The organism is Sphingobium sp. CCH11-B1, assembly GCF_001556865.1.
Lineage (GTDB): Bacteria > Pseudomonadota > Alphaproteobacteria > Sphingomonadales > Sphingomonadaceae > Sphingobium.
Genome location: NZ_LSJY01000135.1, coordinates 1 through 16,856, shown reverse-complemented (window position 1 = coordinate 16,856; position 16,856 = coordinate 1). Strand labels below are relative to the sequence as shown.

Here is a 16,856-nt window from a genome sequence, read left to right as displayed (position 1 = left end):
AATTTACTTGGGTTCGGTCAGGCTGCCGCCGGCGGCCTTGCACGCCTTGACGGTCATTGCCTTGAAGCCGTGCCCCTTGCAGACATTCTGGCCTTTGCATTCGTTGGTGGGCGTCTTGCAGTCGGACGTGCCCTTGCAGCTGTTGACGCCGTAGCAATGCACGACCTTGGTATCGGCACTGTCCTTTGCGACAGCAGGGGCAGCGGCGGCGGCAACAATGGCAATGGAAGCGGCGGACGCGGCGATACCGATGCCTGAATTGAGCGTGAGCATGATGGATTCTCCGGGAATACTGATTGAGCCAGAATGGCCCCTGTCTTTCGATCCGGACGGGCGGTCGGTTACAGCAGCGGGAGAAAATTTTACCGACGCGGCGCGCGGCGCACCGTTACCAGCGCAACAGCCTTGGTCCGACGAGCATGCCCAGCAAGGTCGCCAGCACTATGCCCAGCGAATACCAGGTCAGAACGAAAATGGCCGACACCTCGGGACAGTGCAGGCAATAGACGGTCGCCGCGAAAGCCCCCGCGGAAAGACCCGCCGCTGCGCCGGCCGCCCGCAGCCGCGTGGGCGCAAGCCGGCGGAACGACCAGAGCAATCCGGCAAAGATCGGCGCGGAGAGCGACAGGACCAGCCAGGGGCAGCTTTTCCAGCTGTGGCCGAGCCACATCGACAACCATTGTGAAGAGGGCGTACGCACCAGTTCCAGCATGCCGACGCCGGCGAGCAGCACGACCGGGATCAAGATCAGCCAAAGGCCGCGTAATGGGCCTGCGTCGGGCCGCGCGAGTTGCGCGGTCGTCATCAACGCGACGATGGCCAGGGAAAATGTATAGCCCCACTTCATCCAGAAGGAAGCTCCCCGCATCGCCGCGGCGAGATCCGGTCGAAAGCCGAGTGCGATCTGGATCAATATTGCCGATCCGACGCCGCCTATGGCCATGCCGATAACGAGTCTTCGCGCGACGCTGTTGCGGGCAACCGGGCGCGTGTCGGTGGCGAGGTGCCGGACCAGATCGTCGGTGTTCATCGCATCGCCCCCTGCACCCGCGCCATCAGCGCCTTCAGGCCGCGATGTACCGAAACCTTGACGTCCGATTCTCCAACCCCTTCCGCGCTCGCTGCCTCAGCGACGCTCAGCCCCTCGATCCGGGTGGCGCGGATCATCCGCGCCTGCTTGTCCGGCAATGCCTGAAGCAAATCGTGCACATCGAGCCTGGCGATGCTGCTCGCCTCGAAATCCACGGCGGTAAGCCATTCGTCGCTATCCTCGATCGGCCGCAACCGGCCGATGCGGCGGAAGTGATCGATCATCTTGTAGCGCGCGACCGCGTACAGCCAGGCCGTGAATACACGCCCCGGATCATAGGTGGCGCGACGCGTGTGAACGGCAATTAGGGTATCCTGCACCAAATCCTCGACATCGTCGTCAGCGCCGCGAAGCCGACGCCGATAGAAGCCCCGTAGCAGCGGAACCAGCAGGCGCAGCAATGCCTCATGAGCGCCGGCATCGCCGTTCAGCCCATCGATCATCAATGCGCGCAAATGCTCCTCTGTCGCCTGCATTCGGTCTCCTCGCTCCATTTTCGGGCCAAGGCGCGGACAGGTTACAGCATCGGAGAAAAATTTTCGCGCAAATCGGATGTAACCGAAGGCAGGCCTTCCACGAACTTGCCGACGTGACACGGGCTTCCCCGCCTCCTCCCCGGTCACCGCGCGGCTCGGTCAGCCCGAGCCGCGCGAAGAGGCTTCGGATCACAGAGGACATCATCATGCGTACCACATATGCCGCGATCGCCGCGAGCATCGCCGTCGCTTCGGCAACCGCGCTCGCCATGCCCGCCAATGCCCAGGAAAAACCAAAGATGGAAAAATGCTACGGCGTGTCGCTCGCCGGCAAGAACGACTGCGCGGCCGGTCCTGGTACGAGCTGCGCGGGCACGTCCAAGGTCAACTATCAGGGCAACGCCTGGAAGCTGGTGAAGGCCGGAACCTGCACTTCGATCAAGACGCCCAAGGGCAACGGATCGCTATCCCCCAAAGCCTGACATAAGCAGCCGGGGCGATCGACCGCCCCGGCCATGTTGGAGACGAGCCATGCCCATTTCCATTTATGACCTTGTCGTTCGACGGATTGCGGCGCTGTTGCCCGATGCCCTTCTGCTGCTCATCGGCCGCCTTGCCATCGCGTCCATATTCTTCCTGTCCGGGCGCACCAAGGTGGAGGGCGTCTTCACCATCACCGACAGCACCTATGAGCTGTTCCGCACCGAATATGCCCTGCCGCTGCTGCCGTCGGACGTTGCGGCAGTGATGGGAACGGCGGCGGAGCATGTGTTCCCCATCCTGCTGGTGCTGGGGCTGGGCACGCGCTTGTCCGCGATGGCCCTTCTCCTGATGACCCTGGTCATAGAGATTTTCGTCTACCCCGACGCATGGCCCACGCATCTCAGTTGGGCCGCTATCCTGCTGCCCCTCATTGCACGCGGTGGTGGCATCTGGTCAGTGGACGCCTTGTTGCGGAAGGACGCATTTGCGCGTCAGATCCCGCAAAGCGGTCGATGACGCCGCTTCCTTGACCCTCATTTCTTCAATCCACTCGGCGGGCAAACCAGATGTGGTGAAACTGGTCCTTGCTGCCTGCGAAAGCGGGCACGCCCAGCTCGTCGACATCGAACCCGACATCCTCAAGCCTGATGCCGAAGTCTGCAGCGGGATAAGCCGACCAGATGGCCAGAATTCCTCCGCATTTGAGCGCGGCATGGGCGGAGCGCAGGCCCCAGTTGGAGTAGAGCCGCTCATTTTCAAGCTGGATCATGCCGTCGGGGCCGTTGTCCACATCGAGCAGGATCGCATCGAACCGATTGGTGGAAGCGGCCATGACATCATGCACGTCGCTGACATCGATCGTCAGGCGCGGATCCGACAAATGATCGCGGAAGATGTGCGCCAACGGGCCTCTTGCCCAGGTTACGACTTTGGGCACCAGTTCAGCGACGGTGATCGACGATCGCTCCGACCACGCCGCCAAGGCAGCGCCAAGCGTGAAACCCATGCCCAGCCCGCCGATCAGGACGTCGCCATCACGACTGCCCAACCGCTGGCACGTCATCGTCGCCAGCGCTTCTTCGGACACATGGTCGCAGCTTCCCATCAACTCGTCCTGACCGAACCGGATGGAATAATCGTCGTCGGACTTGAGCAGCCGTAACTGCCCGCCGCCGGGTATCTCTGCAATATCGATAAGTTGTACAAGATCGGGTGAGGATCGGGTGATGCTGCTGACAATCTGGTCCAGAAACGATCCTTCACTTTGGGCCGCGAACGGTCCCTATTTACGTGCCTTGCGAGCGGCATAGCGCGCGTCACGAGCGGCCTTACGTTCCGCTTCCGTCAGCGCGGCCGGTTTCTTTGCAGCAGCCTGCTCCGCCTTCTCGCGGCGGGCGGCCTTTGCCGCTTCCCGCTCGCGCAGCACCGCCTCACGCTTTTCCTGCGCAGCCGCTTCCTTGGCAAGGCTCCTGGCCAGCCGCTCCGCCTGTTCCGCTTCGCTCAGCGGAGCCTTGGCACGCAACTGCTCCAGCGCCTTGTTCCTGGCGTCCTTCGCCGCCGCAGTCCTATCCTGGAAACCAGGCTCTTTGTATCCGCGCATGTCGTCCTTCTGTGTTCACATCCCACCCGACCCACCGGCACCCATGGGATCAGCCCAGAAGCGCTTGAACAAGGCACCCGCCCCGGTATTAGCCCAAAGGCAGTTTCACCAAGGTTTTCCGCGCTTTGCTTGTGAAAGGGATGGTGCCCCAAGGCGGACGAAAGCGATGAATATGAATCGCCGCTTCTACTACCCTAGAGCCGCCATTTAACGCAAATGATCGCCTTCCTTCGTCCCCGGATTGCCCCCAGCGCTATGACCTAAAGGAACCGTTTTACTCATCCGTCGAGGAACGATCACCCTGCGGCAAACCATCACATCGAAAGGATTGACCGTCCATGCGGCATTTGCCATGATTTGAATATGGGGATCGCGGTCTCCCCACGAGGCGACAGGCTCAAGAATCGCGTCCTACTTTCAACAAGGACGCATCATGTCTGTTCTCAACACGATCTCACCGGATAAACTCGTTCGCTTGGTCGGTATTCCGACCGGGCCTGTTTTGATCGACGTTCGACCCGAGGAGGAATTCTCGGCCGAACCGCTGCTGATCCCTGGATCGTTGCGAAGGTCCGCCAGCGATGTCAGCGCCTGGGCACGAGCATTCCACGGCCAGTCGGTCGTTGTTGCTTGTCGGGACGGTGGATCGCTGAGCCAAGGCGTCGCCGCCCGGCTGCGCCACGACGGCGTGTCAGCGGAGGCGCTGGAGGGCGGTGTGGCCGGATGGGCGAACTCTGGTCTTCCAATGGTGCCGAACACCGTGCTGCCGCCCCGCGATGCCGAGGGACGGACCGTCTGGGTGACGCGCGGTCGCCCCAAGGTGGACCGGATCGCCTGCCCGTGGCTGATCCGCCGCTTCATCGATCCGAGCGCGATCTTCCTGTTCGTGGCGCCCTCCGAGGTTCAGGGCGTCGCCGAGCGCTTTGGCGCCGCTCCCTTCGACATCGAAGGCGAAGGCGTCACTTGGAGCCATCGGGGTGAGCTATGCACCTTCGACGTCATGGTCGAGGCATTCGGCCTCAGCGGTCATGAGTCACTCAAACGCCTCGCGCCGATCGTGCGCGGTGCCGATACCGGCCGCCCCGACCTCGTGCCCGAAGCGGACGGGTTGCTTGCCGCCTCGCTCGGCCTGTCGCGCATGTATGCCGACGATCAGGAACAGCTCGAGGCCGGGATGCTCCTCTACGACGCCTTCTATCGCTGGTGCCGCGACGCGACCGACGAAACCCATAATTGGGTCTCGCACCAGCCCGCGAAAGCCCGCGCCAAAGCGCAGGTGCGGCCATGAGCGGCGCGGTGACGGAACTGCCCGTAGGCAGCGAAGCAGGCACGCCGGATCACGGCATCACATTTGGTGAAGCCGTGCGCGTCTGGGCGCGGATCGCATCGCTGAGCTTCGGCGGCCCCGCTGGCCAGATCGCGGTAATGCACCGCATCCTCGTCGAGGAGAAGCACTGGATCGGTGAGGAGCGCTTTCTGCACGCGCTCAACTATTGCATGTTGCTGCCCGGCCCCGAAGCGCAGCAGCTTGCCGCCTATATCGGCTGGCTGCTTCACAAGACCAAGGGCGGTCTGGTCGCAGGCGGACTGTTCGTGCTGCCCGGCTTCCTCGCAATCCTGGGCCTCAGTTATCTCTATGTGCTGCTCGGCCATGTGCCGCTGATCACCGGGTTGTTCTTCGGCTTGAAGGCGGCGGTCCTCGCGGTGGTGATCCAGGCGGTGGTGCGGGTCGGATCGCGTGCTCTCAAGAACAACGTCATGCGCGGGATCGCGGCGGCCGCCTTTGTCGCGATCTTTTTCCTCAATGCGCCTTTTCCGCTGATCGTCCTAGCGGCGGGCATCGGCGGCTATGTCGGCGGACGGCTGGGCTTGTCGGCCTTCAAGGGCGGCGGCGGACATGGGAGCGCGGGCGGGAATGTCGTCCATGACCGCGATACCGCGCTCGGCGAAAGCCTGCCGGATCATGCCAAGCCCAACCTTGGCTGGTCGCTCAAGATTTCCGGGACATTCCTGTTCCTTTGGCTCGCGCCGGTCATCGCGCTGCTGGTGCTTCTCGGCCCCGATGACGTGTTCACGCGCATCGCAACCTTCTTCAGCCAGATGGCGATGGTTACATTCGGCGGCGCTTATGCCGTGCTGGCTTATGTCGCGCAGGAAGCGGTAGGCACCTATCATTGGCTCAGGCCCGGCGAGATGCTCGACGGCCTTGGCCTGGCCGAGACGACGCCGGGGCCGCTGATCATGGTCACGCAGTTCGTCGGCTTCCTCGCGGCGTTTCGCGATGCGGGCGCATTGCCGCAATTGGTCGCGGCCACGCTGGGCGCGATCCTGACGACATGGGTGACGTTCATGCCCTGCTTCCTGTGGATCTTCGCGGGTGCGCCGTTCGTCGAGCAGTTGCGCGGCAACCGGACGCTCTCGGCCGCACTCAGCGCGATCACGGCGGCCGTCGTGGGCGTGATCCTCAACCTTGCCGTCTGGTTTGCGATCCACACCTTGTTCCAGGACGTGCGGGTGGTCCGGGTCGCGCGGTTCGCCTTCGACTTCCCGGTTCTGACCTCGCTTTACCTCCCGGCGGCGCTGCTGGCCGCCGGCGCCGCGATAGCCGTGTTCCGGTTCAAGGTCGGGATGATCCCGGTCCTCGCGGCAAGTTCCGCGATCGGTGCGGCCCTCTATCTGTCAGGCGTGGTCCAATGATCCCGCTGCTGCTCAAGGAGATCATGATGAAGCGTATCACCACGTTCGGCCTGTTGGGGCTTCTCGCTCTGAGTTCGCCCGCATTGGCGGCTGAACCCTGGGAACAGGCGGTCGCCACCGCCATCGGCAAACCGGGCGCCGAGATGCCGGGCGGTGTCTATCGCATCGGCCTGCCGCGCAGCGACCTGCATGTGGTGCTCGACGGCGTGACCTTGAAACCGGCGCTGGCGCTCGGCTCCTGGCTGGCGTTCGTACCGCATGGCGGGGGTCAGGCGATGGTCATGGGCGATCTGGTGCTCACCGATACCGAAGTGAATCCGGTGATGGCCAAGCTTGTCGCCGGCGGAATCGAGATCACCGCGCTCCACAACCATCTGCTGCGGAACACACCCCACACCATGTATATGCACATCGCCGGGCATGGCGATCCGGCGCAACTCGCCAAGGTGCTGCACGATGCGCTGGCGCTGAGCGGCACGCCCTTGTCCGCGCCTCCGGCGGCAAGCCCCGCCGCGCCGGAGACGATCGACCTCGACACCGCCGCGCTCGACCGCATCATGGGCCACAAGGGCAAGATCGGCGGCGGCGTCTATGCATTCGGCATTCCCCGTGCCGAGGCACCGCGCGATGGTGGGATGGCGTTACCGCCCGCGATGGGCGCGGCCATCGCCATCAACTTCCAGCCAACCGGCGGCGGCAAGGCGGCGATCACCGGCGACTTCGTGCTGACAGCGTCGGAGGTCAATCCGGTGCTGCGCGAGTTGCGGCAGAACGGGATCGAGGTGACGGCGCTCCACAACCACATGCTCGACGACGAGCCGCGCCTGTTCTTCATGCACTTCTGGGCCAATGACGACGCGCAGAAGCTCGCGCGCGGGTTGACCGCCGCGCTCAGCCATGTCGCGGTCGCGGCGAACTAGGGCGCAGCGATGAAACCCTGGAGGGGATGTGCAGCGGCACTGCTGCTGGCGCTGCCGGGGTGCAGCCAGGCACAACCGACCGATCCGCACTCCCCTCTCGTGCTGGAGCGAACGATCTCGCTCCCCGACACCAGGGGGCGCATCGACCATCTGGCGGTCGATCTGGCGGACCATCGGCTGTTCGTTGCCGAGATCGCCAACGGCACGGTCGATGAGGTCGATCTTGAGGCCGGCAAGGTCATCGGCCGCATCGCCGGCCTTGGCGAACCGCAGGGCGTCGCCTGGCTTCCGGCGACCCACGAATTGGTGGTCGCCTGCGGTGACGGCTCGGTCCGCTTCTATGACACAGAGCTTCACGAGCGGGCGCGGATCGCGCTTGAGGACGATGCCGACAATGTGCGGGTCGATCCGCGCAACGGCCATGTCATCGTCGGCTATGGCAAGGGCGGCCTCGCCACGATCGATCCCGTCCGTCACACGGTTCTCGCCCGATTGGCGCTGCCCGGCCATCCGGAGGGGTTTCGGCTGTCCGGATCGCGCGCCTATATCAATATCCCCGATGACGGCTCGGTGATCGCGGCCGACATCGACCAGGGAAAACAACTGGCACGCTGGCCGACCGGACTGCACCGGCTTAACTTCCCGATGGCGGTCGAGCCGTCAGGCAACCGGATCGTGATCGCCTATCGGCTCCCGGCGGCGCTGGCGACGATCGATACAGCGAGCGGCCAAACGCTCTCCCTCGGATCAGCTTGCGGTGATGCCGACGATCTATTCCTGGTGCGCGATCATATCCTGCTGGTCTGCGGCGCCGGCCATGTCGATGTGATCGGCGCCGATGGACAGAGCGCGTGGGCGCAAACTGCTGGCGGCGCACGCACCGGGCTCTATGTGCCGGAGCTGGACCGATTGTTCGTGGCGGTTCCGGCCCATGGTCATCCCGCCGCGATCTGGGCGCTCAAACTGAATCTCGCGCAGCCCCAGCGCTGAAGCACGGCGGCGTCAGAGATATTTGGCCAGTTCACCCAGCTTAGCCAGTTCGTCGCGCGTCGCCTTGGGCAACGGCCCGACCAGTTCCTCCAGATGATGTTCGATATGATCGCTGACCAGCAGTGTCTTGGTCTTGTCGAGCGCAGCGACCACCGCCTGCATCTGCTGCGCGATCTGGAGGCCGTCCCGGCCTTCGGCAACCATTTCGACGATCTTGGCGAGATGGCCCTGCGCGCGCTTCAGGCGGTTGAGAAGATCGGGATTGGCGGCATGGCTCATGCAAATGTCCTGCTCAATGCGGTAGCGCGATCCATCCGTGAACGGCGACATAGAGGCCGACGATCAGGATGACCCCACCCGAAACATAGGGCGCCTTGCGGACGATCTCGCCAAAACCGCTCCAGCGCTTCGTCACCTGCTTGACGCTGATCGCGGCGATGACGCCCGACGCGACCATGGTGATGGCAAGCCCGATGCTAAAGCACAACACCAGCACGGCGCCCAGCGCGAGCCGCTGGAGCTGGAGGCAGAGCAGCAGCACGGTGATCGCGCCCGGGCATGGGATCAGACCGCCGGTCAGGCCGAACAGGATGATCTGGCCGGTGGTGACATTGCTGTTCGCGAAGCGGCGCCGGATGTCCTCTGCATGGGCCATTTCGTGCGCATCGACAAAGCCGCCGGTCGCAACCTCCAGGCCGCGTTCCTCGGCTTCCTCGAATTCTTCATGTTCATGGTGGTCGTGATCGCCGTGATGATTATGCCCGTGGCCGTGGGAGTGGCCGTGATGGTGCCCATGATCGTGGTGATAGTGTTCGGCTGCAATCTGCTCGCGGCGGGTGCGCCATAGCATCCAGGCGGCGATCACGACGATCAGCACGCCGGATGCGAGCTGGAAATAGGGTTCGGTCGCTTCCGCGTTGAGGCCGCCGAACAGCCACATGCCGCCGAGCGCCACGACCCAGACCACGACCGTATGGGAGAGCGTCGCCGCCAAACCCAGCAGCACGGCCTGGCGCACTGTTCCCCTGACCGCGATGATGAAGGCCGCCATCATCGTCTTCGAATGGCCCGGTTCGAGCCCGTGCAGCGCGCCGAGCAAGATGGCGGTAGGCACAAACAGCCACGCATGGGCGGCGCTTTGTTGAAGCAGGTCTGCAAGAGAGGTCATGGCGTGGCGTTTAGCATGAGCTTTCGCATCATCCCATCCCCCTGGATAGGATATTTATCGATAAACGAACCTTATTGTGTTCTGGAGATTACTCCTCATCGCCTGATGAGCATCGGCGCCCGCTGGCTCAATCTACAAGTAGCGCGAGATTGCCTTGAAACCCTCGATCGCCCTGTTCGAGGGCGATCGGCGGTTCGCGGTGGTGGTCCGCTTGCCGGATGCCCAGCGCGACGATCTTGAAACGCTTGGCGTCATCCCGGTCATGCTGCCGGCGGCCGAAGGCCAGGCTGGTGCTGCCGGCGATTACGGCTTGGACAGCCCGCCTGAAGATCGGTCCCATGCCAAAGGCCAAGTTGGCGACCTCGTAGGCAAACGCAATGCCGGTGCCCGGATGGGCATCGGCATTGTGATCCAGCAAATATCAAGCCGGTCAGACTGCACCGTCCCTTCGGAATGCTGGTCGCGGATACGTAGCCAGAATCTCCGCAATCGATTTGAACTCCATGACCGTCATCGATCGCCGTTGTCACTACGCTGGCGTAGCAAAGGCGGTTTATAGGTCATTTTCGGCGGAAACCAACGGTATGTGGTGACCCGCGATGATGAACACTACATTTACGCTGTAACACCGCCCTAATGCTTGCACATTCGAATCAATTCGGATGGGCCGCCGCCGCAGTCGAGTCTATGACGGAAGAACTTCGACAGTCATGGAATAAGACGATCGTGGCCGCGGTGGCGCAATCGGGCGCGGTGCTCCTTCGCCTCCGGGCAGATTACCAGCAGCCAGTGGCTGTTCAGCCTTGGCACTGGCTTGGGGCGCAGAACCACCGGGGCCGGCCGCGCTCCGTCCACCGCCGCTGGCGACGTTTACCCACCACATACCGGCGTCCGGCCAAGTGATCGTGACCTTGCCCTCGGCATCGGTCGTGAGATCAAGCTGCTGAATGCCATCGCGATAGCGAACGCCACCGTTTACCGCGCTCACGGAAAGGTCGGCCGCCGGCTTGCCATCAAGCAGGAACTGGAAAGTGGCAGCCTCGCCGCTCGCCAGTTCGGTAGGGTGCGTAACCGGAACCATCTCAAGTCCCTTGCCGGTCGGCTTGAAAACCGCGGTGGTCGGCTCTCCAGCGGTCGCAAAGGTCTCGATGCGGCTCGTATTGACCGCGCTCCATACATCGGTCGCCCCGGCGGGCACAGCTTGAGCGAGCGTTGCAGGCGTGGTCCCGCGCGGAAGCATCTTCCGTTCTCCGTTCAGCAGGTAGCTGCCGCTCACCGATTCAGAAACGATTGCGATCTTGTAGGTGCCGGGCTGCACGACATGGACATCGAAAGTCTGACGCAGGCGGCCCTTCGCGCTGTTCTCGACCGCTACCTTGCTGCCATCCGGCGCGAGCGCGAACGGTTCCCAATTCTGCACGGCGTGATCGAAATAATAGAGGTCCGTCGATAGGGCCGCATCGACCGTCAGCCATTCGTCGCCGCTACCGACGAACATGGTCTCGGAAGGAAGCATCCACGACCGGGGCGCTGCCTCGACAGCGATCGGCGCAAGCGCGGCTCCCATGGCGAGGGCCGACAGGATCGACGTGCGGATCATCTTCACAGGCATAGCTCCCCCTTAACGCCGGGCGTTCAGTGAGACGCGGCCAAGCTCGAACTTGCCGCTCGTCGATGCAGTTGCCTGGGTTCCCGACCAGGTGAAGGGCAGACGCACCGCTTCGCGTCCACCGGCCTCGCGTGCTGCTTCGACGACGAGGACATAGTTCCCCGGTGTCAGCGCGGGCATACCTCCCCGACCGGCGGTGAAGCTGAGCGTATGCGATCCGGCCGGACGGGTTGCGCCGCTCACGCCGTCGGCAGGAACACTGAGCATTCGTCCGGCAGCACGCCACCAAAGACGCACGTCGCGCAGCCATTTGGCGCCCGCATTGTTGCGCTTGTCGACATCATAGAGAATGCTGAGGGTCCGGGGAGCGCTGCCCGCCTTCTCCAGCCAGACCGCCACATAGGGGCGATGATATTCGGCAACCGACAATCGCGGCAGCGTGAACGAAAGGTCAATCGTCTGCGCGCCAGCTGGCGTTACCCCAAAGCCGCTTGAGCCGAGAGCCGCCGCAGTCAATCCCGTCAAGCGAAAACGCATGCATATATCCCTGATTTCGATTGCTTCTAAGAAGCCCAAGGTCCAATTCAACATCACCCACGTAGCGCAAACAATTCGCATTCGCAACAAAAGGGACTTGCGTTCATCAATATTGCATCGTCAAATGGGAAGAGCGCATGTTCGTGCACCTTAACTCCGATTGTAAGAACGGCTATTCCATTCAAGACGGCGACCCACAGATGCAGCATGGGCGGGCAGTCCTTCAGCCTCGGCAAGGGTCACGGCTGCACGACCGAGTTCTCGTAAAGCCCGTTCGTCCAGCTCGATAACGCTGGTGCGCTTCATGAAATCAAGCACCGATAGTCCTGAGGCGAACCGCGCCCGGCGCCCTGTTGGCAGGACGTGATTGGGGCCAGCGATATAGTCGCCGATAGCTTCCGGCGTATGCTGGCCGAGAAAGACCGAGCCAGCATGTGCGACACGGTCAAAAAGATGGCGAGGTCGAGGGGTGGCGATCTGGAGATGTTCGGGCGCAAGCGCATCGATGAGTGGTATGGCATCGTCGAGAGCAGGGACGACAATGATCGCGCCATGCGCTTCCCACGAGGAACGCGCCACCGCCGAAGTGGCGAGGGTGCCGAGTTGCACTTCGACCGCCGCAGCGACGTGGTCGGCGAAGGCCCGATCGTTGGTGATGAGGATCGACTGGCTCGTCGGATCATGTTCGGCCTGACTGAGAAGGTCGGCGGCGATGCAATCCGCATCGTTCGCTCCATCCGCCAGGACGACAATCTCGGATGGACCCGCGACCATGTCGATTCCCACGACACCGTAAACCTGCCGCTTGGCTTCGGCGACCCAGGCATTGCCCGGACCGGTGATGACATCGACGCGTGGGATCGACCCAGTGCCGTAAGCCAGCGCGGCGACCGCTTGTGCACCGCCAATCGGACGCACCTCGTCAATGCCGGCGAGGTAGGCCGCCGCCAGCACCAGCGGGTTGGCGATGCCATCGGGCATCGGGGTCGCCATCACCACGCGACTTACGCCCGCAACGGCGGCAGGAATCGCGTTCATCAGCACCGATGAGGGATAAGTGGCTCGGCCCCCCGGCACATAGATACCGGCGCTTTCCACTGCCCGCCATCGCGCGCCGAGCCGGACGCCAGCACCGTCCACATAGTCGCTGTCCGTGGGCAACTGCCTTTCATGGTAGGTGGCAATCCGCCGCGCGGCAAGTTCCAGGGCCATACGCAAGTCAGGGTCGAGGTCGCGGAACACCCTCTCGCAAACGTCGCGGCCGATCGTCCATCCGGTCTGGTCGAGGTCGTGCCGATCCCACTTCCAAGTATAGGCGCGCAACGCATCGTCGCCGTCCCGGCGAACAGCCGCGATCACCTCGCGCACGACCACCGAGACATCCTCGTCGGCTTCGCGCCGCGCTTCCACCAGTGCGTCAAAATCCAATTTGAAATCAGGGGCGTCCGCAAAAAATCTTCGAACCATGCTTCACACTTCCACTTGTTGGGCGCTGAATTTGGTGAGGCGACACGCAGCAGCTTTCGCAGATTACCGCACAGCCTCGACCGCGATCAGCAGCACGGCATAGCGCCCGCCTTTGGCCAGCAACACCAGCGGCAGGAAGACCCGTAAAGGCGTGCGTAGCAATCCGGCCGCAAAGGTTAGCGGATCTCCTACAATCGGCGCCCAGGAAAGCAGGAGAGACCATTTGCCCCACCGGGCATACCAGCAAACGGCCTTCTCGACCGTGGCGGCCTTGAACGGAAACCAGCGCCGGTCGCGCAGCCGTTCGAAACCGCGTCCGAGCAGCCAATTGAAAAGCGAACCGAGCGTGTTTCCTGCCGTCGCACTTAACAGCAGCAGGAGCAGATCGTATCGCCCACTGATCGCCATCGCCGAGAGCAGGATTTCGGACTGTGCAGGCAGCAGGGTCGCGGCGACGAACGCTGTCACGAACAACCCGGCATAGGGCGCCGCTATAGCGATCATCGCGATCGACAGAAGGCATAGCGGTTCGCATCCTTCACTGCACAGTCGTGCCGAACAGGTGGCCGATGCCCGCCGTGGCTGCCAGCGCGATCGCGCCCCAGAAGGTCACCCGCACCGCGCCACGCCACATCGACGCGCCGCCTGCCCTTGCGCCGATCGCGCCGAGAATGGCGAGGAGGACGAGCGTCGCGATCGTGATTGCGATGACCAGCGAGGCGCGCGGGACCACGCCGACCATTAACACCGGTATGATCGCACCTGCGCAGAAGGTTGCCGCCGACGCCAGTGCCGCCTGGATCGGCCGTGCCGCCAATTCGGACGTGATGCCAAGCTCGTCACGCATGTGCGCGCCGACCGGATCGCTGCGCATCAACTGCTCGGCGACCTGGACGGCGAGGTCGGGTGCAAGCCCGCGCGCTTCATAGACAGCGGCCAGTTCGCGGCGTTCCTCCTCGGGGTCTGATGCATGTTCGCGCGTTTCGCGCAGCCGGTCGGAGCCTTCGACATCGGCCTGACTGCTCACCGAGACATACTCACCCGCCGCCATCGAGATTGCGCCGGCGATAAGCGCTGCGACGCCGGTCAGCATTACCGTCGACGAACTCGTCTGGGCCGAAGCGATGCCGACCACCAGGCTGGAGGTTGAAATGATGCCGTCATTAGCGCCGAGCACTGCCGCTCGCAGCCAGCCGACCCGCTGCACCAGATGCCGTTCGCTCGGATGTCGCATGCCTCAGTCTCCCTGCCTCGTTCGCGATGGGCATCCAGTGAGACGCCCATGGCGCGGACTGTTTCCGCACTTATGCCCGAAGGACTCAGCACTCGGTGGCCAACGCCGAGACCCCTCCATCATGCTTCCGCAATCCTGACGCGCAGAAGCTTGACCGAATTAAGGAACACGAGAACGTCTGGTCCCAGATGGATGAACGCCGCCTGGATTGGTCCAATCCAGCCCATGAGCGCGGCGGTGATGCCAAGCACATGGACCACTCCGACACCGACCCAGAGATTTTCCTGGACGGTCCGATAGGCGCGACGCGCGATAGTGCGCGCGCCAACAATCTTGCCGAGGTCGTCGGTCATCAGTGCGATGTCAGCGGCTTCCAACGCCGCCTGCGTGCCGCCGCCGCCCATGGCGATGCCAATGTCGGCACGCGCGAGTGCCGGCGCGTCGTTGACGCCGTCACCCACCATCGCAACCTTATAGCCGCGCTTCTGCAAGTCGGCGATCATGGCGACTTTGTCTTCGGGCATCAGGTCGGCCTTGACCTCATCGACACCCAAGTCTCTCGCAATCGCGTTAGCAGTCGTCTGATTGTCGCCGGTCAGCATGACGATATGTCTGACGCCATTTTCCTTCAAAGCGGCGATGGCTTCTCGCGCCCCTGGGCGCAGCGTATCGGCGATGAAGATGATCCCGCAAAACCGGCCGTCAACCGCGACGTGGACGGGCGTGCGATCCCGATCTTCGACAGCATAGGCGATGGACACGCCGTTCTCGCGAAGTAAAGCCGGATTACCTACGAGAACGGTTCTGCCTTCCACGGTCGCCCTAACGCCTCGACCCTGAACCTGCTCGTAGTTTTCCGGTTCCGGCACTGTGATTCCGTCCTCGGCGGCCGCCTCGACCACCGCCTTGGCCAAAGGGTGGGCTGAGCGGCGATCGGCGGCGGCCGCGATCCGCAGCAGTGTCGTTTCCGAAAAATCTGGATTGGTCACCTTGACGTCGACCACTAACGGCTTGTTGGCGGTCAGCGTGCCGGTCTTGTCAAAGGCGATCGCGTCTGCCTTGGCGAGTTGCTCAAGATAGAGCCCGCCCTTGATGAGAATGCCGCTGCGAGCAGCCCTGGCAATCGCGGCGATCATGACGATCGGCGTCGCCAGGCCAAGCTCTGCCGGCGAGGTGAAGATCAACAAGGTCACGATCTTGGAGACGTCGCGCGTCACCAGAAAAACGACGATCAGGAAGACGAACACGACCGGGATCAGCCATCCCGCGACCTTGTCGGCCAGCTTCTGCACGGGGGCAGCCTCGGCTTCGGCATTTTCGACCAGCGCGATGATGCGGGAGAAGATCGTATCGCCGCCGACCTTTTCGGTTCGGATGTCGAGCGCGCCGGCTTCAACGATGGTGCCGGCGAACACCTCTGCACCCTCCGTCTTGTCCTGGGGGACGCTTTCACCGGTGATCGGTGCCTGGTTGACCGAGGCTCGCCCGCCGACGACCACGCCATCGACCGGGATTTTCTCGCCGGTTCGCGCGAGGACGATGTTGCCCGCCTTGAGCGCCGCGATCGGCACCGTGCGCTCCGACCCGTTATCCCGCACGATCGCGGTTTGGGGCACGGACCCGATCAGCGCCTTGATCGAGGCGCGAGCGCGATCGGTATTGAGGTCGGCAATGAACTCCGCAATGAGAATGATGACCATTAGGACGGCGCCGGCCACAGTTTCGCCGCCGAATATCGCGACAATGGTCGCGATCGTCACGAAGATCTCGGTGCCGATCTTACGTTCAGTTATGAGGTCGGCGAGCCCTGTCCTGACCAGCGGATAGAGGCCGATGACGACCGCAGCCCAAAGCACCTGGATCGGCACAAGCTGTTGCCAATACAGCAGCGCCACCGTGCCGGTAAGCAGTATCCGGCCAATTTCGATCCAGCGTTCCCGTGTCATCAGGTCGCGCCAGGTCGCACCGTCTTCCCGGGGTTCAACTGCCTCACTCATCGTAACGCTGCCTCCTGTCGCTTCATTTTTCCGTTCGCCCGATAGAGGCTCCCGTTTCCCGCACCCTGAGGGGACATTTCGCCGCGAGCGCGGGGGCGAGCGCCCGCGGCGTGGTTCAGACCTCAAGGGGCAGGCCCGAACCAATCTCGATTTTAAGCACCGGAGCGAAAGCCCTTCCTGGCGCGACGCCTGGGTGCAGTTGACGGCCTGCGGAGCGCAAGATGCCGCGCGAGCAAGCGGTCCTCGGCCCTGAGCAACGAACCGAAAAGTCGCTTCGCACCTTTGAGCGGCAGCAAGGATAAAAGCCCCGTGCAGCGGAAACTGTGGACCACGCGCGCGCCTGGGGGGATTGCAGAGAGCAGGTAGCTTTCCTCCAGTGCGAAAAGCTTTCCCAGACCGAAGCGCAGGGCAAAGCACCGCTGCTCATCTACCGTTACAATGCGGGCATCGACGGTTCGGAAAGGCGCATTGCCTGTCTTCATGCGGAACGAATAATCGACCTTTGTATCCGACGTCAGCGAACCGGTTATTCTGTTAGCGTCCGCGCTCGTGGTGTAATTTTCGGTGGAGATTTAGGTGCTGCTGGTG

The 16,856-nt window shown here is 63.1% G+C and carries 21 protein-coding genes; 7 read left to right on the top strand and 14 right to left on the bottom strand.

The genetic code is table 11. The annotated features are described in order from the left end of the window. Positions 1-3: 3 nt before the first annotated feature. The 3 genes from bufA2 to AX724_RS14845 form a co-directional block, all read right to left on the bottom strand. Positions 4-273 carry a BufA2 family periplasmic bufferin-type metallophore gene (bufA2, locus tag AX724_RS14855; protein ID WP_066767803.1) on the bottom strand — a complete coding sequence of 90 codons (270 nt, stop codon included), beginning with the start codon at positions 271-273 and terminating at the stop codon, positions 4-6. A gap of 115 nt (positions 274-388) precedes the next feature. After that, a complete protein-coding gene (locus AX724_RS14850) occupies positions 389-1,030 on the bottom strand; it encodes a DUF1109 domain-containing protein (RefSeq protein ID WP_066767798.1) in 642 nt (213 codons plus the stop codon). Then, complete coding sequence (locus tag AX724_RS14845) at positions 1,027-1,566, bottom strand: sigma-70 family RNA polymerase sigma factor (RefSeq protein ID WP_066767796.1); 540 nt, start codon at positions 1,564-1,566, stop codon at positions 1,027-1,029. Before AX724_RS14845 ends, AX724_RS14850 begins: the two co-directional genes overlap by 4 nt. Positions 1,567-1,772: 206 nt before the next feature. Between AX724_RS14845 and AX724_RS14840 the strand changes: the two genes are divergently transcribed. Both AX724_RS14840 and AX724_RS14835 read left to right on the top strand, forming a co-directional pair. Further along, positions 1,773-2,048: a BufA1 family periplasmic bufferin-type metallophore gene (locus AX724_RS14840; RefSeq protein ID WP_066767794.1), complete on the top strand. Its 276-nt coding sequence runs from the start codon at positions 1,773-1,775 to the stop codon at positions 2,046-2,048. A 49-nt stretch (positions 2,049-2,097) separates the two neighbouring features. Continuing rightward, a complete protein-coding gene (locus AX724_RS14835) occupies positions 2,098-2,565 on the top strand; it encodes a DoxX family protein (RefSeq protein WP_066767789.1) in 468 nt (155 codons plus the stop codon). Positions 2,566-2,590: 25 nt separating this feature from the next. Here AX724_RS14835 and AX724_RS14830 read toward each other — a convergent pair whose 3' ends face one another. Further along, on the bottom strand, positions 2,591-3,154 hold the full coding sequence (locus tag AX724_RS14830) for a spermidine synthase (protein ID WP_331711449.1): 564 nt from the start codon (positions 3,152-3,154) through the stop codon (positions 2,591-2,593). Positions 3,155-3,331: 177 nt separating this feature from the next. Next, positions 3,332-3,649 carry a DUF6481 family protein gene (locus tag AX724_RS14825; protein WP_066767787.1) on the bottom strand — a complete coding sequence of 106 codons (318 nt, stop codon included), beginning with the start codon at positions 3,647-3,649 and terminating at the stop codon, positions 3,332-3,334. A 433-nt stretch (positions 3,650-4,082) separates the two neighbouring features. Between AX724_RS14825 and AX724_RS14820 the strand changes: the two genes are divergently transcribed. The 4 genes from AX724_RS14820 to AX724_RS14805 are packed head-to-tail and all read left to right on the top strand — an operon-like array spanning position 4,083 to position 8,256. Then, the gene (locus AX724_RS14820) at positions 4,083-4,937 is read left to right on the top strand and encodes a chromate resistance protein ChrB domain-containing protein (RefSeq protein WP_060978302.1); all 855 of its coding nucleotides are present in this window, start codon (positions 4,083-4,085) and stop codon (positions 4,935-4,937) included. Continuing rightward, on the top strand, positions 4,934-6,346 hold the full coding sequence (gene chrA / locus AX724_RS14815) for a chromate efflux transporter (protein WP_060978301.1): 1,413 nt from the start codon (positions 4,934-4,936) through the stop codon (positions 6,344-6,346). The genes AX724_RS14820 and chrA overlap by 4 nt, the downstream gene beginning before the upstream one ends. After that, positions 6,343-7,266, top strand: coding sequence for a DUF1259 domain-containing protein (locus AX724_RS14810; RefSeq protein ID WP_208597921.1), 924 nt, complete (start codon positions 6,343-6,345; stop codon positions 7,264-7,266). Before chrA ends, AX724_RS14810 begins: the two co-directional genes overlap by 4 nt. Before the next feature lie 9 nt (positions 7,267-7,275). Continuing rightward, positions 7,276-8,256: a YncE family protein gene (locus AX724_RS14805; RefSeq protein WP_060978300.1), complete on the top strand. Its 981-nt coding sequence runs from the start codon at positions 7,276-7,278 to the stop codon at positions 8,254-8,256. 12 nt (positions 8,257-8,268) lie between these two features. Here AX724_RS14805 and AX724_RS14800 read toward each other — a convergent pair whose 3' ends face one another. The 9 genes from AX724_RS14800 to AX724_RS14760 form a co-directional block, all read right to left on the bottom strand. Further along, positions 8,269-8,535: a metal-sensing transcriptional repressor gene (locus tag AX724_RS14800; protein WP_060978299.1), complete on the bottom strand. Its 267-nt coding sequence runs from the start codon at positions 8,533-8,535 to the stop codon at positions 8,269-8,271. A gap of 13 nt (positions 8,536-8,548) precedes the next feature. Beyond that, positions 8,549-9,424, bottom strand: a complete 876-nt coding sequence (locus AX724_RS14795) for a nickel/cobalt efflux transporter (protein ID WP_060978298.1) — start codon at positions 9,422-9,424, stop codon at positions 8,549-8,551. Positions 9,425-9,551: 127 nt separating this feature from the next. Beyond that, entirely contained in the window at positions 9,552-9,842 is a 291-nt protein-coding gene (locus AX724_RS23410) for a hypothetical protein (protein WP_060978297.1), read from the bottom strand. 267 nt (positions 9,843-10,109) lie between these two features. Continuing rightward, positions 10,110-11,036, bottom strand: coding sequence for a DUF4198 domain-containing protein (locus AX724_RS14785; protein WP_223811304.1), 927 nt, complete (start codon positions 11,034-11,036; stop codon positions 10,110-10,112). A 9-nt stretch (positions 11,037-11,045) separates the two neighbouring features. Further along, a complete protein-coding gene (locus tag AX724_RS14780) occupies positions 11,046-11,570 on the bottom strand; it encodes a DUF2271 domain-containing protein (RefSeq protein WP_060978296.1) in 525 nt (174 codons plus the stop codon). 150 nt (positions 11,571-11,720) lie between these two features. Next, entirely contained in the window at positions 11,721-13,037 is a 1,317-nt protein-coding gene (hisD, locus tag AX724_RS14775; RefSeq protein WP_060978295.1) for a histidinol dehydrogenase, read from the bottom strand. Between the two features lie 63 nt (positions 13,038-13,100). Then, positions 13,101-13,541 carry a YqaA family protein gene (locus AX724_RS14770; protein ID WP_060978294.1) on the bottom strand — a complete coding sequence of 147 codons (441 nt, stop codon included), beginning with the start codon at positions 13,539-13,541 and terminating at the stop codon, positions 13,101-13,103. A gap of 34 nt (positions 13,542-13,575) precedes the next feature. After that, positions 13,576-14,271: a VIT1/CCC1 transporter family protein gene (locus tag AX724_RS14765; RefSeq protein WP_060978293.1), complete on the bottom strand. Its 696-nt coding sequence runs from the start codon at positions 14,269-14,271 to the stop codon at positions 13,576-13,578. Between the two features lie 119 nt (positions 14,272-14,390). Then, positions 14,391-16,268 (bottom strand): heavy metal translocating P-type ATPase, encoded by a 1,878-nt coding sequence (locus AX724_RS14760; protein WP_060978292.1) that lies wholly within the window; start codon positions 16,266-16,268, stop codon positions 14,391-14,393. A 323-nt stretch (positions 16,269-16,591) separates the two neighbouring features. Here AX724_RS14760 and AX724_RS24535 point away from each other — a divergent pair. Continuing rightward, on the top strand, positions 16,592-16,856 hold a 265-nt coding region (locus AX724_RS24535), incomplete at its 3' end, for a hypothetical protein (protein ID WP_208597920.1).